This window comes from Epilithonimonas bovis DSM 19482 (genome assembly GCF_900108115.1).
Classification (GTDB): domain Bacteria; phylum Bacteroidota; class Bacteroidia; order Flavobacteriales; family Weeksellaceae; genus Epilithonimonas; species Epilithonimonas bovis.
In genome coordinates this window covers 24,946-47,471 of sequence record NZ_FTPU01000022.1, presented here as the reverse complement: position 1 = coordinate 47,471, position 22,526 = coordinate 24,946, and the positions used below count along the sequence as shown (strand labels likewise).

Below are 22,526 nucleotides of genomic sequence, written 5' to 3'. Positions count from 1 at the left end.
TGAAGGTTTAATATTACGCTACAAAAACATCTGAAACGTCGCTCTTTCTGCTGAGAACAGCATGGGCATAAGAACAATGTGCTTTGATAGACCATCCGTTTTTTCTGGCAAATTCCACTGATTTGTCCACCAATGATTTACCCATGCCTTTGCCTTCAAACTTTGGAAAAACCATTACATAACTTACAATCAGCTTCTTAAGTTCCGGGACGATTGTATAGGTCAACCGCCCAATTTCTTCCTGCGCATTTTTCATGGAGATAAATCCGCCATTGCCTGATTTTTTATTTTCGAAAAGAAGTTCCATAAGGGTTGTTTTCAGAAAAAGAAGCGAAAATTATTCCAAAACAATTAGGCAACATCGGATTCAAAAAAACACAGCTTCTACGTATTTTAGCAAAACAGCTACGCACTAAGCAATCATTGAGATAGAAACAACAAAAATACTTGCCCAATAAAAAACGTAACCGATTTTCTGCACAGAAACTTTTATTACAAAGATTACCGCACCGGTGTCCTAAACTCACCATAGCCCATAAGCCCGTCAAAGTTTCTGCCGAAAGGTGTATAGTATAAGAAGGCCTGATAAAGATTCTCAGTTTGCCAAAAATTTCCGTTGACATCACCATAGTTGAGTTGGCCACCTGAGCCTTTCGTAGCAATAATATAGTTGTAAAAACCTTGTTTCAGGTAGATCTTGGCTATATATTTTTGGGCTTTCTCATCATACTGCATCTGGCTTTTTTCGTCAGCTTTGTAATCGTTAAACATTCCGAGAACATAAAAGTCCTTATCAGACTGCTGACTGTCCAGGGCAAAGTAAACCCAGGAATAATCAGCCTCTCGATCGGCATTGCGCTCAATTCCCAAATCATTTCTGCGGAAGTAGAACGCACCATTTACATCCGGCTGGTATTGATAATCTGCAGGAAAAGCCCATACAGGATGCAGGTATGTATAGTTTCTGCCGTCTATATTCTCTGTGTTGGCTACCATATCCATTGCCTGGTTGATAATCTTATTATCAAAATAATAAAACTCATTGTTACCCGGGAAAGCCAAACCCAATTGCTGGAACAACAACTGATTGCCGAGTGTAGAACTTGGGCGCAGATTGCGCAGTGCAATACCCCAGTTATTATTCTGGATGACACTTAGCGACAGAGAAGACAGATTGTTGGTAATCCCGGCACCATTCCCGGTGGCCTGGATCTCCAGACGTTGCTTCAAACCGGGGTTTTTGGCATCGATAAATCTTGTAACATTAATCCCAAGATTAGCACCATCCTCGTAAATGGAGAACCGTTTTGTAAATAATGGCTTATCCTGAGAATCCTTAAAAACGATAATCTCATAATTCCCCGATATTTTTGGCTGAATCTTCTCGTTGGGAAAAGCCAACTCATAATGTGTATATTTCTGATAAGTATTGAAGGAATACTGAAAGTTGTCAATCAGTGCATTCATACTTCCGTTGGCAAACTCGGTAAAAAAAAGGCCGTCTTCTTCCCAGTTTCTGTTATAATGTTTATAAGTGTACCTATAGATCTGACTGGAGTTTGACAGATCATCAAATCTTAAAACCAGTTGCTCGCCATGCATAATTACCGGCGTCTCATCGTTGGTTTTGGGATTAAAAACCTGGATGCTCCTGATCTCCTGTGAAAAACTAAAAATGCTTAAAAACAGCGCTAATATTGATATTAATTTCATCTTACTAATTTGATTGGGTCCGGAAAAGTCACCATCCAACAGGAAACTTTTTCTAAAGGCTAAAATAATGTTTTATATTTTTACATTAAATATAATTAAATGCTAAACGTAGAATCTTTTACCTTCAACCCTTTTTCTGAGAATACTTATATTGTTTATAACGACAAAAAAGAAGCTTTTCTTATAGATCCGGGAAATATGCCTGAAGCTGAGACAGATATACTGGCCAACTTTATCGCATCAAAAGAGCTTAAAATACAAAACATCCTGCTTACCCACGCCCATATAGATCACATTATCGGGCTGCAATGGGCTTACGACACGTATAAAGTCCCGGTTTTGATCCATTCTCAGGAGATAGAGATTCTGGAGCGCGGTCCATTTACCGCAAAAAATTACGGTTTCTTCTTCCCACCCTTTAAGGGAGATATTCAGCACATCAAAAACGGAGATAAGATCCAGTTGGGTTCTGATACTTTTAAGGTCTTGGATGTTCCCGGGCACTCTCCTGGTAGCGTGGCTTTTTACAGTGAAAATGATGAATTTGTGATCTCCGGAGATGCGCTTTTTATGATGAGCATTGGCAGAACCGATCTATACAAAGGCAATTATGATCAATTGATATCCAGCATTACCCGTCAGTTACTGACCTTGCCGGAGAACACCAAAGTGTACAGCGGCCACGGCGAAATGACATCTGTTGGTTTTGAAAAAGCCCATAATCCTTTTCTGAAATAAGACTTAGCACCAAGAGAGAATATCCAATACCTGATGTGCAAAACGGAACTGATTTCAAGAAGAGATTCGATCAGATTTTTGACTCTAAAAGCATTAATCAAATTTCAACTTCCAGAATTGAGCAATGGAGTGACGTTGGCTGGAGAGGAATAATGCTGGATAACGGAGTCCTTTGGATTGATACGGATGGAAGAATTATTGCCTTTAATTATCAAAGTCCATTTGAAGCTCATCAAAAACAGAAAATTATTCTTAACGAAAAGAAAAATCTGTTTTCAACATTGAGACAATATAAATTACCAGTTTACAAGTTCTCAACTCAAAATTATTTGATTAGAATTGATCAACTCAAAAATGGAAAATACCGTTATGCTTCTTGGAAATTAGGTAAAAAAGAATCTACAAAACCTGATTTGGTTTTGACAAACGGCGAAATCAGCATGGATGGAAGCGGCGGCAATCATACTATTACCTTTAAAAAAGGTGAGTTCAATTATATAATTTACAGAAAAATTATTGGTGAAAAAGCTTCACCGGAAATAAATCTGACAGTTGAGCAAAATAATAAATTAATTCTGCAACAAAATGGAAAAATGATACAATAAAAAACGCTTCCAAATCCGGAAGCGTTTCAATTTTTAAACTTAAAATCTATGATAAAGTAGGTCCCGAAGCAATTAATTTGCGGGCTTCTTCGTTATCTGCAAATTGCTCAAAATACTGGATGTACCTTGCGGCCAAATCTTTGGCTTTAGTTTCCCATTCGGAGCTATTTTCATAGCTGTCGCGAGGATCCAGGATATTGTCTGAAACCTCAGGCAAAGCCACCGGAAACTCCAGATTCATCACAGGAACCTTGCTGGTTTCTGCCTTATCAATACTTCCGTCGATAATCGCATCAATAATTGCTCTGGTATCTCTAAGAGAAATTCTTTTTCCGGTACCGTTCCAACCTGTATTTACAAGGTATGCTTTGGCGCCGTGTTCCTTCATTTTCCCAATCAGTGTCCTAGAATATTTTGTAGGGTGAAGGGTTAAAAATGCCTCTCCAAATGCCGGGGAAAAAGATGGTGTTGGTTCTGTAATCCCGCGTTCTGTCCCAGCTAATTTTGAAGTATAGCCACACAAGAAATGATATTGTGCCTGCTGCTCTGTCAAGATAGAAACCGGAGGCAAAACCCCGAATGCATCTGCTGAAAGATAAATAATTTTGCTGGCATGGCCAGCTTTGGATGGCAGTACAATTTTATTAATATAATAGATGGGGTAAGATACTCTTGTATTTTCTGTAATAGATCCGTCGGTGTAATCTACATTGCCGTTGTCATCTACTACTACGTTTTCCAGCAGCGCATCTCTCCGGATGGCACCAAAAATATCTGGTTCTTTTTCCTTGCTTAGATCAATCACCTTTGCATAGCAGCCACCTTCGTAATTAAAAACTCCGTTGTTATCCCAGCCATGTTCGTCATCTCCTATCAGATAACGTTTGGGATCTGCGGAAAGCGTGGTTTTACCCGTGCCGGAGAGACCAAAAAATACAGCAACATCACCTTTCTCTCCCACATTGGCAGAACAATGCATAGAGGCCATACCCTTCAGCGGAAGATAGTAATTCATGATAGAAAACATGCCTTTTTTCATCTCGCCACCATACCAGGTTCCACCGATAATCTGCATTTTTTTAGTCAGATCAAACATCACAAAAACTTCTGAATTAAGGCCGTGCTTTTCCCAATGGGGATTAACAGATTCTGAAGAATTAATGACTAAAAAATCCGGTTCGCCATAATGCTGAAGATCATAGTTGGAAGGGCGGATAAACATATTCATCACAAAATGAGCCTGCCAGGCCACTTTGGTTACGAATCTTACTTTCAGTCTTGTATCTTGATTAGAGCCACAAAAGGTATCGATGACGTATAATCTTTCATCAGAGAGGTCTTTTGTAACAACATCTTTCAGTTCATCAAAAATTTCTACAGATGTTGGCCGATTGATATGGCCATCCCACCAGATAGTATCCTCTGTAACATTATCTTTTACGATATATCGGTCTTTCGGCGAACGTCCGGTAAAAATACCTGTTTTTACAGCCACCGCTCCGGATTTTGTAAGAATTCCTTTTTCAAAACCGGAATTACCCGGATCTATTTCTGCCTGAAAAATTTCTTCGTAACTTGGATTATGGATAATTTCTTTGGGATTGGAAATGCCTTGACGCTCTAGATAAGATTTTAGCTTGTCCATGATATTTTTTTTGAAGATTAGGGTGTTGCGACAAATGTAAAAATATCAGGCAATTATCAAAGTTTTTATAAAATGACATTCATCAGGTCAATAAAAATTCATAATTAATTAACAATCAATTAATTAATTCTGACCAATCAAACACTTTTGTAAAACCTTGCTTTTTAAAATAGTCTTTGTAATCTCCAAATTTGGATGTCAGCACAAAATCTCCGCCCCATGCACCCAAACTTTTGACAAAGCTCGGGCAGTTTTGGAAGTATTTTTCCTTCACTGTTGGCACTTGAAGAAAGTTGGACAATTTTTGTTCGTGAATGGTCATTAGATCCGCAAACATTTCCAGTGAAGTACAATCTACAATTGTTTTTGTAAGATCCGTATAAAAATCAATCATTTCTGCGGACCGCGGTTTTGATCTGTAATGAGAAATCCCCTCTCTGCTGTCCTGTTTTTGATTGAGATGGATAAACAGTAATTGATCCCTGAAATGCGGCTGGAAATCTATTTTTTCGTACCTTCTTTCAGGAAAACGACTGTACAGAACGGCTGATTTTTCTTTGGCAACCGCAACATCATAACCACTTCCTCCCAAACTGATTTCGTTTAAAGTAAAAGCATCAATATTTGCCCATTCTGCAAGATTATTCATTAATGTGGAACTGCTGCCCAAACCAAAATCTGGAGGAAACTGAAGATTGGTCCTGATGTGATAAGAGGTATCACTCTTTAATTGGGTTACAGAAAGACTTTGGACATTTTTGAGAACTTTTAAGATGAATTCGGCTGCCCTTACATTATTGGTTTCTATGATCTGCCACTTCCTGTAATCAATCACTATTTTTAGCCATGGCAGATTCTGATGATCTGCATCCCAAAAAATCAATGCCCGTTGATCTCCTGTTTCTGTATAAAAAAACTCTTGTCCCGGCTTAGTAGGTACAGCCAGGACAAGAGCGCCATCTACAGCAACATATTCTGAGGTAAGCATTAATTTACCGGGAGAAAAAATTCTCTTCATATGTGCTGTTATGTTTTTCTTGTGACGATCATAAAAGAGAGTCCAATCACAAAGTTGATATTAATTTTATTTTGGAAACTGCTGTGTGGTTCTGCAGAGCTACAAAACAATTAGATTGCAGACGAAACAGTTACTTCCGGATTGATTTTCTTGATCAGGCCTTGGAGCGTTTTTCCCGGTCCAACTTCAACAAAATTGGTTGCGCCGTCTTTTATCATATTCTGTACACTCTGTGTCCATTTTACAGGACCAGTTAACTGTGCTATCAGATTTTTTTTAATTTCTTCCGGATCAGAAACGGCGGTAGTCGTAATATTCTGATAAACCGGAATAGTTGCATTGCGGAATTTTGTATTTTCTATCGCAGAAGCTAACCGCTCCTGAGCCGGCATCATTAGCGGGGAATGGAAAGCACCATTTACAGGCAACAATAACGCTCTTTTTGCACCAGCAGCTTTCATAGCTTCGCAGGCTTTTTCCACAGCTGCGGTTTCTCCTGAGATTACCAACTGCCCCGGGCAATTATAATTGGCGGGGACAACAATCCCATCAATCTGTGCACAAATCTCTTCTACTTTTTCATCTGCCAAACCAAGAATCGCAGCCATAGAGCTAGGATTGAGGTCACAAGCCATCTGCATAGCCTGAGCTCTTTCTGAAACCAACTTCAGCCCGTCTTCAAAAGACAAAACACCATTGGCAACCAATGCAGAAAACTCACCCAAAGAATGCCCTGCAACCATCTGTGCGCCAAGGCCGTTGGCCACTTTTACCGCTGCTACAGAGTGAAGAAATATCGCTGGCTGTGTGACGCTGGTTTTTTTAAGGTCCTCATCTGTCCCATTAAACATCACAGAAACAAGATCAAAACCAAGGATGTCATTGGCAGAATCCATCAGGTCTTTCACATCTTTTCGGGAATCGTACAGTTCTTTTCCCATCCCGACAAACTGTGAACCCTGCCCGGGAAATACAAGTGCTTTCATAACTTTAAATGATAACTGATGAATGATAATTAATCAATCCATCAATGTTTAAAAATTTTTATTTGAATGGCGTATCTATTTTAATGCTAATGATTGAGCCAATAAATGGTGAAATAATAACGATTAGATCAACGAGAACTTACTGCATCAATCTTACAACTCGGTAACCATTATTGATGTAAGCACCATTGGGCTTAGCTTTTACAAACTCAAATTTGGTTGCCAACTGTGTTTGGGTTTTGCCAATCTGCTTGAAGATTTCGCCTTTTTTGTTTTCTCTTGTCAGCATATCATTCATCACATCAAAACCAATGACAGCATATTTGGATGGTGTTTTACAATATTTTGCTTTGTAAGAAGCTAACACTTCTTTCTCAAAACTACCCTCGTAATCTATTTTTCTGTCCATCAGATATACCAGGCTAACTTTGGAAAGATCATCAACATTTTTCTCAAAACTAGGGCTGTAAAACATACTGAAAGCCTTGCTTCCTTCAGCCTGTTTCCCAAGCGCAACCATCTTAGAAGCAAAGGCAGCTCCCGCTGATTCATCATCATCCGCCAAAACAGCAATTACCGGTACCGCCTGGCCGGTCATCATATTGGTATCCAGTTTAATGTCTGAAGATGAGTTAACAATAACAATATTAGGTTTTGAAAGCGATTTTTCCAATCCGTCCTTTATGGCATTAGCGTTGGCTTTTGAGCTGTCAGCAACAATATAAATTTTCTGATCCTGATAAACCTGGCCTACTTCTTTCACGATCCTGTCTGAATAAACAGAACTTTCTGTTTCTACAATGATCAGATTATTATAATCAAAAAGATCCGAAGAATTGGCAAAAGGTGCAACTACCGGTATTTTTTTATCATTCACATAATTGAGGACTTCTAACACGCTGGATTTGAAAAACGGACCAACGATTAAGTCTGTATTATCCTGATTGATTTGCGACAAGCTGTTTTTGAAGGTATTTTCATTTCCCGCATCTACCACTTTGATATCCAGTTTTTGACCGTTTGCAGCATTTCTCTCAGCAGCCAACTTGGCACCTGTCAAAAAATCCATCGCCATGGTCCTGTACTTGGCATCATTGGCGTCAAAACCAAATGGCAGCATCAGTACAACACTCAACACATCGCCACTTTTTTTGGAGTACATCGGATCCTGTTTTTTGATTTTAAGGGTCATACCAGCTTTCAAACCGTCAGAAAGATTGGGATTGAGGCTGATTAGCTGATCCAAAGTCACATTAAACCGGTTCATAATACTGAACATCGTATCACCACTTTGAACAGTGTATGTCACATAATCGTCGGCAGATGCTGAACCAGACGCAACAGTATTATTAGAAACGGCTGCGGTAGTTTTGGTAATAGGCGCCGATGCATTATTGCTTTGCGAATTGTCTTCAACCTGAATAGCGCCGGAGGACTGTACTGGCGCAAAAGATGCTGTACCTGCCACTCTTATGGCTTCACCTGGCTTCAATCCACTCGATTCAAGACCCGGGTTAAGTGCAAATAACTGCTTCTGAGTTAGGTTAAACTGCCTGGATATTTTATAATAATTATCTTTTGCCTGAACTACATACAAGCTGTTATCTGTAGAAGTCTCAGTTTTAGTTTCGGTTTTTACAGCTGGTTTTACTTCGGCTGGTTTTTCTGTAACAGTTTGTGTTACCACAGTTTGAGCCGGAGCAGGCGATGCAGAACCCGCATATTTCTGAATATTGTCGGCAGGTAAAGTGACCAGATCACCGATTTTCAAGTGAGAATCCAGCTCCGGATTCAGTTTTCTGAGATCAGCTTCGGAGATATGATACTGTTTGGTAATCCCGTATATGGTTTGTTTCGGCAGCAAAGCAATGGTACCGGTCTTGCCGGTTTTGGGTGCAGATGTTGCAACTACAGGCGCAGCGGTTTTTACAGGACTGGATCCGTTTTTTGAAACAATCAGAACATCACCAATCTTGAGGTTGCCGTCTTTTTTGGAAGGATTGAGCCTGTACAGTTCATCTACTGTTAACCCATATTGACGGGAAATCCCATAAGGCGTTTCTTTTTGTGCCACAGTGTGTGTTTTCTGCGCAGAAAGCCCCAAAAAGCTTATAAGTGCTGATAAAATGAAAATCTTTTTAACCATCCTTTTTTAATAATGTTTACAAAAATAACGCTTTCAAATTAAATGGACGAAATTTTTGCCTTAGAACAAGTCCGAATGGCTACCAGTTCTAATCAAAGATATGAGCCGGATTTCTTCTTTCTGTTCCCAAATCAACAGCCAGTCAGATTTTATATGGCATTCCCACAGCCCAGAATATTGCCCGGAAAGTTTGTGTGGTTTGAATTGTTGTGGGAGATTGCCTTCTGAAACTAAAACCGTTACAACTTCGTCAAGTTTTTTCATATCCAAACCTCTTTTCTTAGCAAGTTTGATATCTTTTTTGAATTGATTGGTCAGTTCTAGATTATACATTTCAGGAATATAATTCTTTTCTAAAATTTTCCAGATCTACAGATGAAGTTTTCCTATTGCGAGCTTCTTTTATGGCCGTTTCTGTCTCCTTGTTATAGCGAGGTTTGCCTTCTTCAATCGTAACTCCACTTTTCTCTTTTTCAGAAAGTAGTTTTGCCATTTCAAAAAGTAATTTACCGGCTTTTGTGCGCTTGTTTATCGTAATCGTTATCATAACAGAGTGAATTGGTTGAACAAATATACAAAATTTGTAACCCTGATGTATCTCATCAAAAACCCTCAAATTAAATGGTACAAATTATAAGTTCGGATTTTTGAACATCTATTGCCTCATAACAATCCTCAATCCACTGCCTGCCATAGTCTGCATAAAACACGCTAAAGTTGAAAATCCTTTCCTGCCAGATTCCGCCCGGATGTACTTTTAAAAATAAATCCTGCATCTGGTCAAATCTCTCGGATTGTTTGATTTTTTCAGCTTTCAACAGGCGTTTTTGCATTCTTTTGAAAGATTTCAGTTGCCGAGTTTCTTCTGCTTTTACAAGATTGCCAAATGATTTGTCCGTGAGTTCAGCTTTAGCTTTTATTTCTGAAAATGATTCAATCAGGTCCTGCTCTTTCTGTAAAAGAAGTGATTGGATTTCGTTACCCTCCAATAATTTCTCATTGATAACTTCGGCAAAATTCCCAAAGAAATCCCTAATCGTTAAACCAGATTTCTCAATTTTATGTTCTGTTTTCCTATCGAGAAACAACATCGAATTCCGCGGAATAAGAATTGGGAAAGGAAGATTGACGGATGTGAAATAATCTCTGAGCTCCAACCAATACATGATCTCTGCATTACCGCCAACATAAGCCAGATTGGGCAATACTGTTTCCTGATAAGCGGGGCGCAGCACTGCATTGGGACTAAATTTTTCCGGGTAATTTTCTAATTCAGCAAGGATTTCTTCCCTTGAAAATTTGAGATCTGTATCTAGGACAAAATAATTTTCATTGATTTTCTCAATCCGGTTCCTTGTTTCGGTCAAATAAAAAAGGTTGATTTCCCTTGGATTGACCTGGACTTTGTGGTATTTTTCTTCAAAGAAATGACGTTGGTTTTTAGTAGTCTCAAAAAGCTGGTCCTGCAATAATTCTTTCCGGAAAATATCTTTTGCCTGATCTTTCAAAACCTTTTCATTACCATCCAGGGTCAGCAATCCGTAGTCAGAAAACAACTGGTTTACCAGATAACGAATGGCCTGCGTATGTGTTTTGCCTTTTTGATAGGCCTTTTTGATCCAGAGAATCAGTTCGGTTCCGTACAGGTTATCTTTGAATTCTTTTTCGAATTCATTAATAAAAAACTGGTCTTCAATCCTGATATTCCCCACATCACCACCCGATTTCCCATTCACTTCATAATAATGATCCCTCGTTTTGAAATGGTTGATTTCTTCGAAATCATGATCTTCTGTCGCCATCCAAAATATAGGCACAAAATTATACTCTGGGAAGTTCTGTTTAAGGAACGCGGCTGTTTTTATGGTTTGCAGGATCTTGTAAATAAAGAAAACAGGGCCTGTAAAGAGATTTAGTTGATGTCCCGTTGTAATGGTAAAGGTCTGCTGATCCTTTAGAAAAAACAAATTCTCCATCTGCTTTAGAGACATTTGTCCATCACTGTTTTGGGAAAAAATTGTATTGTACAGTTGTTCTCTCTGCTCAGCTGAAAAAGCATTTTGTTTCTCTGCAATCTGATTTTTGAAATTATCCAGGCCAAACACTTTATCCCGAAATCCGTCCAGATCCTGTGATAAAAAGTCTTTGATAAGCTGCGGAATGCTGTCAATATTTTGGAAACCAATGGTCATCTTTGATTCTTATATTTGATTCTTATATTTAACCTTAACAAACCGTCATCATTCCTTTTGCAGCAAGTTCAGCATGACAAAATGGCGGTCGGAAAGCTTACATAATAATTTTTACAAAATTAATGGAAAAGATACCAAACAATACCGATATTCAGCCTGAAATCATATACCGGATAATAAGGTGCCGTGAATGACTTGTTCTGCATAAAAGTCTGATTGATATGCTGCCCTTCTATATAAAAAAACATCCGTTTCACCTTCATATTGACATACACATCCGCTATGGGCTGCCCACCTATGGAATAAGAATTGACACCCGGAAGGAGATACTCGTTAAGTATCGGTGAAAACTCTCTGGAAGCAAATTTGGTAAAATAATACAATTTTATACCGGCCTGGATATCCGCAGCTTTTTTAAAAGCCGGTGTCTGGTAATATAAATTGACCCTTCCGATAAAATCCGGCATTGGCAGAAGATCACCATTAGTTAAAGCTTTTTGAAACAGCACTCTCCCATTAATATGAAACTTGCCAAATCCTGTAGTGGCTTCTCCGCCAATCTGCGAAATATTAAGCGATGACGAACTCTGCTGCGGCTTGGCTGCACTGTCAAAATAGGTGTAATTATCAATCCTGTAATAATCTGCAAACACCTGCGTATAGAACCATTTTGCAAGGCGCAAAGTACCTCCGATCTGGGTAACAGATTCATTATTGGGGTTTTGTAAATAATAATTATAATTGACGTAATGTGACGAATTTACCAGATAATTAAAGCCCGGATAAGCTGACTGAAAGTTGAGCCGACCTTCTATAAGGTAATCTTTTACCGGCTCAAAAACCAGATTATTGGTAGTCCTGATGTAATTGCCAAACTCTGAACCTTTTGAAATTTCCAGGAAAGATTTGAGCTGTATTTTATCCAGCAGTTTAATCTGCAAATTGCCAACAGCACCGAATCTCTGCTCCTTGAAATAACCCGGAATCTGCAGGACCGGATAGGCATTTTGATTGCCAAATGTAATATACTGATGACGGAAACCCGCATCCAGCTTAAATTTGTCGTTATCCCAAACCAGGCTAAAGGTATTGCTAAGATTGTTGGAAAACTTCTTATTGGTCAGTGGGAAATTATCTATACTTTCTGAATTAAAAAAAGTTCCGTTACTGGCAGTTTCAGAAAAATAATACTTGTTGCCCTGATGATAAATCGTGTGCCTTAATTTAAAAGGATACTTTGCCGGATCAAAAGGCGAAAACTCCTGACTGAAATAATACCTGCGGTACGCGAATCTGGATTCTGCACCTGTGAGGTTAGTCTCTATATTCTGGCGGTTATTAAAGCGCGAATCTCCGCTAAGAAAAACATCCAGATCTGCGACCCCGCCACTCTCCTGATTGCTGACATTCTGATGAATATAGTGGGCATAAGCCTCATACTTGTTGTTTTTTGATCTATAATGACCACTAAAAACGGTATTATTGCTGGCTGCAAGACTGTTCCTGTACAATCCCTGGGATCGCAAACCCATATACTCTATAGCAAAGTTAAAATTCTTGCCTACATTTTGGGTATAAGTAGTCTGTAACTGGCCGCCATTGCGCATTGCATTGTTATAGAAAAACGTGGTGGTAGGTGTTTTGACATCATAATAGTTGATGTCGTTCTCACCCAAAATATAAAATGATTTATTCTCCGGAAGCAGGCTTAGGTTACCTTCAGCATTTTTCTGATATTGTAGATTTTGAAAACCTGAGCCAATATTAGCATACTGAATTTTACCAAAGTTATCTTTTTTATTATACTGTGTCACAATGTAAGAGCGCTCTATTGCAAAGGTAGTATCGAACACTTTGTTTTCTGAAAAGCGCTGCTTAACGAGATAATCGTTGATTGTTGGTTTGTAGATCTCTAAAGAATCCTTCTCTCCGGAATCTACCTTGAGTGTGTCTGTGGGAATCTTGTTAGCATCTGTTTTGTTAACCTGCTGGGCATTAATAATTGTACTGAAAAATACCAGCAAAGCAAAAATGTATTTCATCAAGGAAATTTGAGTACAAAAATAGTAATTCTGGGCAAATAAAAAACCCCGCAATTTTATGGCATACTTTGAAATTGCAAATACGATCTATAATTAATTTCACAAATTATCGGTTAATCAGGTAAAAAATATTTACTTTTGCATATATTACTATAATATAGTAAAACTATATCAAACGACAGTATTAACTGAAATGTTTTAAATATTGTACAATTCTATATTATACAGAAGATTAACCCATTCTATTCATTTATGACAAAATGAATAGAATGGGTTTATTTTTACCATAATAACAATAATGAAGCGTGCTTTTTCCCATGAACTATCCATACCTTTGGTATGGCTTTACTATAGCTTTGCCATGAAGGGAGCATTCATAATAATAAACCACTAATTTTGAAAATACTGTAAAAGAAGATAATGAGGGCATAATAATGATAGAAGATCAGATCTATCAAAAACAAGTTGCTAACGATTACATCACCTTTATAATGCAGGTTTAAAACTCACCTGAAACAGGATGCGTGAAAAAACGCTGGCCCGGATGTATATGCCAAACAGCCATACCAATTCTGAGGTTAAATGCGAGCAAAAAATTGCCGCTCTTATAGGAACACATTATTGAATTTTTACAAAGTTATCGCTCTTGAGGAGCAGTCCCTAATACATTAATTACATTACTGGGATCACACTTCCATTGTAGCAGCGATCTGAGTGTGATAAATATCGTGGTGCATAAGAACTAACTAAAAATTAACACAGCGCTTGCTAAAGAATTTCTTCCCATTGTTTCAGCCCGCCTCTTTTCTGCCATTTTTGTGCATCCTGATATACGGACCTGTTAATCTTTTTTATCAATCCCCGATTTGAAATTAAATCCCTGAGTACTTCTACATAGCAATTTTCATCATGCAGCGGAATCAGAAATCCGTTATTCTGATTGATGATTTCCGCAGGGCCGTGCTCGCAATCATAGGCGAGTAGCACACAACTATTAAACATGGCTTCTATCAACACAAGGCCAAAAGGCTCATTTACCGATGTTAAACAGAAAATTTTAGATTCTGCCATGTTTTGCATCACCTCATCAAAAGGAACTTTGCCCAAAAGATGAACCTGCTGCTGCAGTTGATTTTCTTTTATAAAATTTTCAACCCAACCCATCTGGATCCCATCCCCAATCAGTTTCACGGTCCAATCTTTTGGCAAATCTACCTGCTGGATGATACGCAAGAAGCCCATGACATTTTTCTCCGGATGGAGATTGGCGGCAAAGACTATTTGGTTTTTCTTTTCTTCAACAGGTTTGAAAGGTAATTGGTACACCTCATCGTTCATCAGATTACAAATCAACTTTGTGTTGGCGCCTAAAGAGCGAAAATAATCCTGAGCCTGAGCCGTAATTGCCACTACCGCTTTTAATTTTTTTGAATAGTTTTTCCGTAGCGACCCCCATAGCCACCCGCCTCCTCTGAAGTTGTTATGTTCCCAGCCTATTGTTTTGTAATTGACCTTCTTATTGATGGATAATCCGGCAGACAATTTATACATACAACTGATGATGGTATCATAGTCACCACCATGTGTATCCATCCATTTATCCAAGGTTTTATAAGCACCAAAATCGTATAAATAAAATTTGAGTTTATCCCGAAAAGGAAGCCACCGCATATACCTGTCGAGCCAGACACAAACTTTGCTGAATGCCCAGTGGTGGAATGCGTCAACGAATTCCAATTTCACCTCAGGACGCAACTCATAAAAAGGTTTATGAGCGCTCATTAGCAGTAAAATGGTAATATCATAATCTACTGATACAGCGTTGACCAAATCTGTCAAAACCCGATTGATCCCACCGGCGCGGTTCATTTTGTAATAAACAAACAGTAGCTTTTTCTTTTCCATTGTTATGGTTTATTCTTCCTATAGTAGAAGTATGACAGCGGATAGAGTACAAGGGCAAGACCTTTAAATGCTTTCAGTTTCTTTTGCATGTCAGAAAAACCGATGCCATTACCCATTGCGTAAACCTGATAGCCCACCAAATTCCTGACTAACGCTTTGGGATAGCGCAGCAACCGTCTTCTATAGGAATTTACAAATGACAAATAACCTTCCATCAAACCAAAGGTGTTTTTGCCGGTCCAACGGGTATTGGAAACAGATGACGCATCATCCTGATCAAAATGATATGTCCTAACCACTTTATTAACAAAGCGGGTTTTGTACCCTGCCGCATCGTAGGTATTAAAAAAGACACTTTGCGGGATATATCCTTTGCCCAAATAAGGCGAATAATCAAATTCTTTCAGTAATTTTTGATAGGTTTTGGTGATGAAAATACCGAACTTGTCGCCCCGCACTTTGTATCTGTAGCGCATTTCCAAAATACTGCCATCAAAACCACTTCCCGGATAGGGATGCCCCACAATCTCACCATTTGGGTATTGTGACAAACCCATCACTGAGATATACTGATCTTGATTTTTGACCGCACTTACCTCTTTATATAATAGCTCCAAAGCATTTGCAGGGTAAGAATCATCAGAATCCACCACCATGAAATACGGCGTATCCACCTTCTCGACGCCTTTAAAAACAGTAATGAATTTATGCTGGTTCTGATGAGAATTATACTCAATCTGCATCAAATTTTCTGCCTGAAACTGATCTACCAAAACTTTTGTAGCATCTGTAGACCCGTCGTCCATAATGAGCCAGATAAAATCTTTGAAAGTCTGATTCTTCAGCGATTCATAGACTCTGGGCAAAGTGTGCGCCCGGTTGTATGTTGGCGTAATGATGGTGATTTTAGCCTCGTTCATTGTTAAGTTTTAAATGATACTGTTCTTCAAGAATCTCTGCTACCTGATTATATATCTTTTGCGAATCCAGCTTTTTATAAGATTCTTTGGTGTTTTGCTTAATTATATCCAGTAATTCAGGTTGTGTAAAAACTTTTCTCATGGCTTCATACAATTCCTCTTCATTATCGTTGACTAAAATCCCATCCACGCCATCCTCTATCATCTCCGGGATCCCACCTACATTGGTGCTTATGATTGGTTTTTCCAGTGCTAAAGCTTCGTTTATGACCAAAGGATAGGCTTCTGACCGTGTTGGCAATACAAAACAATCCGCATTTTTTATGTACGGGTAAGGATTAATTTTTGTACCTAATAACTTAAATGAGTCCTGTACCTCCAACTGATTGATTTGTCCGGTTAAATTATTTTTTTCCTCACCATCGCCTAAAACAACAATACTATGCTCAAAACCTTCATCGATTAACCTGCGGTGAATATTAATCAGCGTATGATAGCCCTTCCTGCTGTGCAAACGGCCAACAGAACAAAAAACAGGCTTTTTGAGTCCCTCATAATTAACATCAAACGCTAATGCTTTTTCTTTAACCTCATCGGTATGGATGGCATTATACACCACCGAACTGCCTGGATAAGTGACGTTATAATATTTTTTGATCACATCCCGGATATGCGCCGCACAGAAGATCACATGATCAAATTTTTTCATGGTTTCTATCCGTTCCCTGGCTCTTTCCTGATTGGTATCATAGGTCACATCGGTGTGGAACCAGGCTATTTTGCGCGAATTTTTATCGGGTGAGCTGAGCACCATATCAAACTCTGCATAGCTGGAAGCGATTTCGATGTCGTATTTTTCCCTGACTTTTATTTGGTACAAAACCGAAGGGAATTTTTCATAAATCTCCAACTTCAGGCGTCGCCAAATCAATTGCAATTTATGTAAAAAAGGATTAGGACTCATCTGCTCTTTCCCTTTTTCTACCACAATCAACTTGATACCAGCAGGGATCTCTCGGATTAATTCGCCCTGATACAGATTGAGCATCAGCGACAAATCAAACTGATCTTTGGGCAAGTTCCGCAACAGATCCAGGATCACTCTCGGGACGCCGCCCATCTCCAACGAACGGAGCCTGAAAAGGATTTTTATTTTTTGATCATTCATGTATTCAATCTGCGTTTTATTCTACTTGCGCGCCTAAGCTTCTATATTGTTGGCGAAACTTCTCTGCCCACTTATACCATTGGGAGAATTGAGCGTCGGGATGATCCTCCTGATCCAGAAAAGACCTAATATAGTCATCAGAAAAATCTTTGGGATAGTTCTGCATACTATCGAACTGATTGCTTAGCCACGCCTCGTTCAGGATATAATTCATACGATTAACATCAAAATGATTGCCGTACTCATGGTACGAACCTGTTGCCGAGGATTTAAAAGTTGTTTTCAACACTTCCCGACCGGTCCTGGCAAAAACCGCATTTTTATTTTTATGATACCAGGCTGCAGCGTTTCTCAGCTGCTGTTTTTCGTCCACTTTGCCCTTGGCATCTTCCCAGACAGCCAGCCAATAATCCTTCCGGTACAGGCCCATCAGAATAGAATTGATAGCCCAATACCTACGTTTGGTCTCATTATCCACCCAACCTAATTTGTATAAAATGGTAAAGATTTTATATTTGTTATACATAAACACATCCATCAGCCACTTATTGGCTGTGAACAATTTTACAGGTTGTGCCTGGTTCATATTTGCAGATAATTTCTTAATCATCAGCTCTTTATCATCCGACACATTGCCTAACCAACCCAGCTTGAGCAGGGGGCTTGCAAAGGATTTCATTTCTGCCACGATGTTATCAATATCCAGCGTTTCTGTAAACCAGACATCGTCTTCTGTCACCAAAACATAATCTGCGGAAGATTTAACTTCATTATACCATAAATCTGTCGGGATTGCAAAACCATCTATTTTTTTCCCCATTGTAATATGATCTTCAATCGCCTGGATTTTATCAGGATATTGAGCAGAAGTTATAATTTTTGCCTCAGGGAATTTGGATTTTATAATCCCCAGGTATTTTGTAGGCGTACCGTCATCTAAAATCTTGAGTTCAAAATTTCCTTTTACACAAGAATAGATGGATTGTAAACAGCGCTCTAAATAATACGGACGGTTGAAGGATTTGATTATTATTGTGGTCATAGAAGTTTATTCAATATCAATTTTAGTTTTAATTTGTAATTAATATTTGCATTGAAAGTCTTTTCTATAGAGTTAAAAAATGATGAATTATTAATATTCATTTGTAATAACTGGTAATTTAACAACTCCTTTTGCTGTTTTGATAGTTCTGACTTAGCCAAGACCACCTTCAAACTAAATTCTTGCATCTCAATCTGCTTAACTTTGGCAACTGTGCTATGGTAACCGGTGTTTTTTCTGTAGCTGGCCATGACATCATTCATAAAACCTATTTTGCCAAATTGCGAATAATATAAAATTAATGGATAATCTCCAATACTGCAATCTAATATCCAACTAGGTAGTTTATGAACATTTCTAAACATAATGCTAAGAGCCGGAATATAATTTTTTTGGTAAATAAAATTCTCCGAAATCGTTTCGATCTTTTTAAAGGGAAAACTAGAATCCAAAACGTCTAAAGTTTCATTATCAAAAATTTCTACATTATGCCCTACAAGAATATACTTTTGGTTTTTTTCTAAGAAATTAAGTTGTTTTTGTAATTTACTTTTATCAGTCCAAAAATCATCACCGTCACAAATCGCAACATAGTCTCCCGTAGAAGTATTAATTGTTTCATAAAAATTGGGCATAATCCCAACATTCTCTTTTCGGTCTATAAATTTGATGCAACTACCTTTTGGATGATTATTTATATAATCTTCTATAATTTGTTTTGTATTATCTGGTGAATTATCTGATGAAATAATAAATTCTAATTCAAAGTTACCTTCTTGCATTAATACCCCATCAATACATTGAGAAATATATTTTTCATGACCATAGGTTATGGTACAAACGCTTATTTTAGGAATTTTAGTCATTTCTGTTTTTAATAATTTTTGCAGGAACTCCAACAGCTATACAATTATCGGGTATATCTTTGTTAACGACAGCGCCGGCTCCTATAATAGCATTTTTCCCAATATTTATATCCGGGAAAATAATACAACCGGCTCCTAGATGAACAAAATCTTGCACGATAGCCCTTCCTAATACTTTAACATTTGGAGATACTTCTACAAAATTTCCGATGAAACAATCATGCGTAATAATAGAATCGTAATAAATCATTGTCCCTAATCCTATTTTAACATCATTTGATACTTTTACGCCGTCTAAGATATTAACACCTTCCATAATTTCTACATTATAATGTCCAATTATAGCCGTAGTAGAAATCAATGATGTAAAAACCCCTCCAATGGCTATAAACTTTTCATACATCATTTTTCTTAATGAAGGATTTCCTATTCCGATTGTAAATCGATTGTCTATATTTTGAAAGTATTCTTTTGCATCTTCTATGGATTTTAGTATAGGAAACTGTCCATATAATTGATTTCCTATATCATCGTTAACGTCATCATAAAACATAAGATTTTCTAATTCATTCTGTTGATTACAAACTTCCAACACCTCCTTAGCAAATCCTTTTGCGCCTACTATTAACATCGCTAATTATTTTGGATTCTTAACATTAATCTAGATATATAGTCTACCTCTTCTAACGTGAGATCATAAAAAAGAGGCAGGCAAAGAACCCGCATAGCGATATCATCAGAAACGGACATATCTATTTTATCTAAATAAGGTAAAGCGGATGATAAACTTGGATAAAAATACCGTCTAGTAAAAATTTCATTTAAATCTAAGTTTTCTTTTATTTTCAATAACAGTTCTTCAGATTCTAATATTATTGGATAATAAGCAAAATTATTTTCTGATTTTTTATGCCAAGTTGGTCTTATGGCCTTTAGATTTTTTAATTTTTCATCGTAATAATTACTCAGCAATTTGCGCTTATTTTTAATATCTTTTAAATATTTCAAATTAACTAGTCCCATTGCAGCATGAAACTCGGAGTTTTTACCATTAATTCCCAAATCAGAAAAAGTATCAAAACCAGAAATTCCAAAATTTCGGATTTTTGCTAATTTTGCTAATAATTTTGCATTCTTAGTGACTAAAAGTCCTCCTTCTATACTGTGATATAATTTTGTTGCATGTAAAGAACAAGTTGTAATATCTCCAAACTCAAAAATAGATTTACCTTCTATTTCTACTCCAAAAGCATGGGCGCCATCATATATCACTTTCAAATCATGTTTTTTTGCTATCGCTTCTATAGCAAATACATCACAAGGGTTGCCATACACATGAGTTGCCAAAATAGCCTCTGTTTTATCCGTAATCGCGTCCTCTATTTTTTTTGCATCAATACATAATGTATCCTTATCAATATCTACAAATATTGGTTTACAATTTTCCCAAACAATAGTAGAAGTTGTAGCTACAAATGAAAATGGGGTTGTGATAATTTCACCTTTAATATCTAAAGCTTTGATTGCCATTTGTAAAGCCACAGTCCCATTTGTAACAAATAATAAATGCTCTAACCTGAGGACATCTTTTATTTCCATTTCTAACCGGCTTGCTAATGGTCCCATATTTGTCAACCACTGTCTTTTCCAAATACCATCTAATAATTGTTGATATTCATTTTGGGGAGGTAAAAAAGGTTTGGTTACTGGTATCATTCTATAATTTTTTTAATTAAATGATCTTGTTTATTCACTATAATAGAGTTTGACGGGACATCTTTGTGAATGACACAACCGGCACCGATAATGACATTATTACCAATGGTGACATCCTTTAAAATCACTACGTTGGCACCGGTCCATACATTATTGCCCATCCTGATAAACCCAATATTAAAATCGGTTTTAGATACACTGAACGGCTCTTTGCTATACTGATGGTTGTGATCAAACAATTTCATCCCTTCTCCCAGGATACAATTTTCGCCAATGGTGATCTCTCCCAGGCAGGCAATTGTTGCCCTTGTGATGTAAGTGTTTTTGCCAATAGAGAACCTGGCATTTCCTTTTATTGTTATATAATTTGACTCATTAATCATGACATTTTCTTCTATATTGATTTGTGCTGATGAAGAGATGTCGTAATAATTATTGGGGCCTAATTTAAAATCCCGGGACACATGAGATTTGGCATTACTCCGAAAAGCTTTGTAGGCCTCATGTTTTTTGGCTTTTTGGATGAGTTTATCTGTCAGTAGAAAAATTTTGTAAAACATATGAGTAAATATTAGGATTTAGATGTCTGATGTTAGATATAGGCGAAACGTTTCATACATTATCCAGCCTTGTATCCACTCGCATCTGCTCCAGGCCTTGTGTCCATTTTTCCATTGGTCCGCAAACGCCTTACTTTCTTTTTCGATTAAGATGTTATAAATATAATCGACAGAAAAGTCGTGTGGATAGTTTTGGTATTCATCAAACTGGCCGTTGAGCCAAAGTTCATTTAAGTGAAAATGTTCAATCATCACTACAAATTAATTATTTTTTTTTTGAACACTAATATAGAGTCTAATAACCTAAAAAGTTTAGCTTTAAAAAGAAAGTAATCTATTTTTTTTAAAATGGTATCTGGTTTAAGAAATTGAAAACTGTCTTTATATGAATAGTGCATTTTCTTTAGAAACAATATTCTTTCTTTCTTTGGGTAATCACTCCAATAAATTATAGTTCTTAGGATATGATTAAAATTCCTGCTGAATTTATCCTGAAAAAATTTTACATTATCCACAGAACTATCATTCTTTAAAATATAATGATAAAACTTATTACATTCTAAACAATATAAAAACTCAGATTCAAATTTAGCATGTTTTGTTGTTAGAGAATTTTTTCTTTCGACGTAATTATAGTGATCTGCTCCTACAAATTTTAACTTCCCAATTAATTGTAAATATTTCTGATAAAATATCTCATCTTCCCCCATAGTGATAGAATCGACAAACACTAGTGAATTATTAACTATCAATTCTCTTTCAAAAATCTTATTGAATAAGTATCCTTGAGTATACCGATATTCTTTGATAATAAGATTCAAATCTTTTGGCAAACTAAATTGTATATTGTGATAACCATTTACATGTTCAACAACTTTTATTTCATTATCTAGAATTTTTTTATAATCTTGAACAACCATGGCATTTTCCTCAGTACTTTTCAGGAAGGTTATTAGGTAATCCTTATCTACCCAATCATCTGAATCAATGAAACATAAATACTTTCCTACCGCATTAAGCATACCTAAGTTTCTAGCCGCTGAAACACCCCTGTTTTCTTGAGAAAAGACTTTAATATTATCATGTTCCTGAGAAAATTTGACACAAATATTTAAAGAATCATCGGCCGATCCATCATTTACAAGAATTAATTCCCACTCAAAAAAGCTTTGATTTATGATACTTTGGATACACTTTATTAAATACTTACTTGTATTGTAAACGGGTGTAATAATAGATATAACAGGTTTTTTTTTCATCATTT

General features: G+C 37.2%; 22 protein-coding genes. 2 read left to right on the top strand and 20 right to left on the bottom strand.

All coding sequences use genetic code 11. From position 1 onward, the window contains the following. Positions 1 to 13: 13 nt before the first annotated feature. Together B0B05_RS10345 and B0B05_RS10340 are read right to left on the bottom strand one after the other, a co-directional pair. Positions 14 to 307, bottom strand: a complete 294-nt coding sequence (locus B0B05_RS10345) for a GNAT family N-acetyltransferase (protein WP_076783575.1) — start codon at positions 305 to 307, stop codon at positions 14 to 16. 194 nt (positions 308 to 501) lie between these two features. Then, entirely contained in the window at positions 502 to 1,713 is a 1,212-nt protein-coding gene (locus B0B05_RS10340; protein ID WP_076783574.1) for a type IX secretion system plug protein, read from the bottom strand. 99 nt (positions 1,714 to 1,812) lie between these two features. Here B0B05_RS10340 and B0B05_RS10335 point away from each other — a divergent pair, with 99 nt between their 5' ends. Together B0B05_RS10335 and B0B05_RS10330 are read left to right on the top strand one after the other, a co-directional pair. Continuing rightward, the gene (locus B0B05_RS10335; protein WP_076783573.1) at positions 1,813 to 2,451 is read left to right on the top strand and encodes an MBL fold metallo-hydrolase; all 639 of its coding nucleotides are present in this window, start codon (positions 1,813 to 1,815) and stop codon (positions 2,449 to 2,451) included. A gap of 35 nt (positions 2,452 to 2,486) precedes the next feature. After that, positions 2,487 to 3,056 carry a hypothetical protein gene (locus B0B05_RS10330; protein ID WP_076783572.1) on the top strand — a complete coding sequence of 190 codons (570 nt, stop codon included), beginning with the start codon at positions 2,487 to 2,489 and terminating at the stop codon, positions 3,054 to 3,056. A 46-nt stretch (positions 3,057 to 3,102) separates the two neighbouring features. On the opposite strand, the gene pckA is transcribed toward B0B05_RS10330, so the two are convergent. The 18 genes from pckA to B0B05_RS10240 all read right to left on the bottom strand — a co-directional run bounded on the left by pckA (position 3,103) and on the right by B0B05_RS10240 (position 22,524). Then, on the bottom strand, positions 3,103 to 4,701 hold the full coding sequence (gene pckA / locus B0B05_RS10325; RefSeq protein WP_076783571.1) for a phosphoenolpyruvate carboxykinase (ATP): 1,599 nt from the start codon (positions 4,699 to 4,701) through the stop codon (positions 3,103 to 3,105). A gap of 115 nt (positions 4,702 to 4,816) precedes the next feature. Beyond that, positions 4,817 to 5,719 (bottom strand): GYDIA family GHMP kinase, encoded by a 903-nt coding sequence (locus B0B05_RS10320; RefSeq protein WP_076783570.1) that lies wholly within the window; start codon positions 5,717 to 5,719, stop codon positions 4,817 to 4,819. 110 nt (positions 5,720 to 5,829) lie between these two features. Beyond that, positions 5,830 to 6,705 (bottom strand): ACP S-malonyltransferase, encoded by an 876-nt coding sequence (gene fabD / locus B0B05_RS10315; RefSeq protein ID WP_076783569.1) that lies wholly within the window; start codon positions 6,703 to 6,705, stop codon positions 5,830 to 5,832. 139 nt (positions 6,706 to 6,844) lie between these two features. Beyond that, the gene (locus tag B0B05_RS10310) at positions 6,845 to 8,851 is read right to left on the bottom strand and encodes an amino acid ABC transporter substrate-binding protein (protein ID WP_076783568.1); all 2,007 of its coding nucleotides are present in this window, start codon (positions 8,849 to 8,851) and stop codon (positions 6,845 to 6,847) included. A gap of 60 nt (positions 8,852 to 8,911) precedes the next feature. After that, positions 8,912 to 9,184, bottom strand: a complete 273-nt coding sequence (locus B0B05_RS10305; protein WP_076783567.1) for a type II toxin-antitoxin system YafQ family toxin — start codon at positions 9,182 to 9,184, stop codon at positions 8,912 to 8,914. A 1-nt stretch (position 9,185) separates the two neighbouring features. Then, positions 9,186 to 9,398, bottom strand: a complete 213-nt coding sequence (locus B0B05_RS16600; protein ID WP_076783566.1) for a hypothetical protein — start codon at positions 9,396 to 9,398, stop codon at positions 9,186 to 9,188. Positions 9,399 to 9,468: 70 nt separating this feature from the next. Then, a complete protein-coding gene (gene bshC, locus B0B05_RS10295; RefSeq protein ID WP_076783565.1) occupies positions 9,469 to 11,043 on the bottom strand; it encodes a bacillithiol biosynthesis cysteine-adding enzyme BshC in 1,575 nt (524 codons plus the stop codon). 119 nt (positions 11,044 to 11,162) lie between these two features. Further along, on the bottom strand, positions 11,163 to 13,085 hold the full coding sequence (locus B0B05_RS10290) for a putative porin (protein ID WP_076783564.1): 1,923 nt from the start codon (positions 13,083 to 13,085) through the stop codon (positions 11,163 to 11,165). A 768-nt stretch (positions 13,086 to 13,853) separates the two neighbouring features. Beyond that, positions 13,854 to 14,990 (bottom strand): glycosyltransferase, encoded by a 1,137-nt coding sequence (locus B0B05_RS10285; protein WP_076783563.1) that lies wholly within the window; start codon positions 14,988 to 14,990, stop codon positions 13,854 to 13,856. A gap of 2 nt (positions 14,991 to 14,992) precedes the next feature. Next, entirely contained in the window at positions 14,993 to 15,910 is a 918-nt protein-coding gene (locus B0B05_RS10280; RefSeq protein WP_076783562.1) for a glycosyltransferase family A protein, read from the bottom strand. Continuing rightward, positions 15,897 to 17,078: a glycosyltransferase gene (locus B0B05_RS10275; RefSeq protein ID WP_076783561.1), complete on the bottom strand. Its 1,182-nt coding sequence runs from the start codon at positions 17,076 to 17,078 to the stop codon at positions 15,897 to 15,899. The genes B0B05_RS10280 and B0B05_RS10275 overlap by 14 nt, the downstream gene beginning before the upstream one ends. A gap of 16 nt (positions 17,079 to 17,094) precedes the next feature. Further along, positions 17,095 to 18,120, bottom strand: coding sequence for a glycosyltransferase family 2 protein (locus B0B05_RS10270; RefSeq protein WP_076783560.1), 1,026 nt, complete (start codon positions 18,118 to 18,120; stop codon positions 17,095 to 17,097). After that, positions 18,117 to 18,986 (bottom strand): glycosyltransferase, encoded by an 870-nt coding sequence (locus B0B05_RS10265; RefSeq protein ID WP_076783559.1) that lies wholly within the window; start codon positions 18,984 to 18,986, stop codon positions 18,117 to 18,119. The genes B0B05_RS10270 and B0B05_RS10265 overlap by 4 nt, the downstream gene beginning before the upstream one ends. Beyond that, positions 18,979 to 19,617 carry a NeuD/PglB/VioB family sugar acetyltransferase gene (locus B0B05_RS10260; RefSeq protein ID WP_076783558.1) on the bottom strand — a complete coding sequence of 213 codons (639 nt, stop codon included), beginning with the start codon at positions 19,615 to 19,617 and terminating at the stop codon, positions 18,979 to 18,981. The genes B0B05_RS10265 and B0B05_RS10260 overlap by 8 nt, the downstream gene beginning before the upstream one ends. A 2-nt stretch (positions 19,618 to 19,619) precedes the next feature. Beyond that, on the bottom strand, positions 19,620 to 20,702 hold the full coding sequence (locus B0B05_RS10255) for a DegT/DnrJ/EryC1/StrS family aminotransferase (RefSeq protein ID WP_076783557.1): 1,083 nt from the start codon (positions 20,700 to 20,702) through the stop codon (positions 19,620 to 19,622). Continuing rightward, positions 20,699 to 21,262: an acyltransferase gene (locus tag B0B05_RS10250; protein ID WP_076783556.1), complete on the bottom strand. Its 564-nt coding sequence runs from the start codon at positions 21,260 to 21,262 to the stop codon at positions 20,699 to 20,701. The genes B0B05_RS10255 and B0B05_RS10250 overlap by 4 nt, the downstream gene beginning before the upstream one ends. A gap of 18 nt (positions 21,263 to 21,280) precedes the next feature. Then, a complete protein-coding gene (locus tag B0B05_RS10245) occupies positions 21,281 to 21,514 on the bottom strand; it encodes a hypothetical protein (protein WP_076783555.1) in 234 nt (77 codons plus the stop codon). A gap of 2 nt (positions 21,515 to 21,516) precedes the next feature. Then, positions 21,517 to 22,524, bottom strand: a complete 1,008-nt coding sequence (locus B0B05_RS10240) for a glycosyltransferase family 2 protein (protein ID WP_084173932.1) — start codon at positions 22,522 to 22,524, stop codon at positions 21,517 to 21,519. Between the last annotated feature and the right edge of the window lie 2 nt (positions 22,525 to 22,526).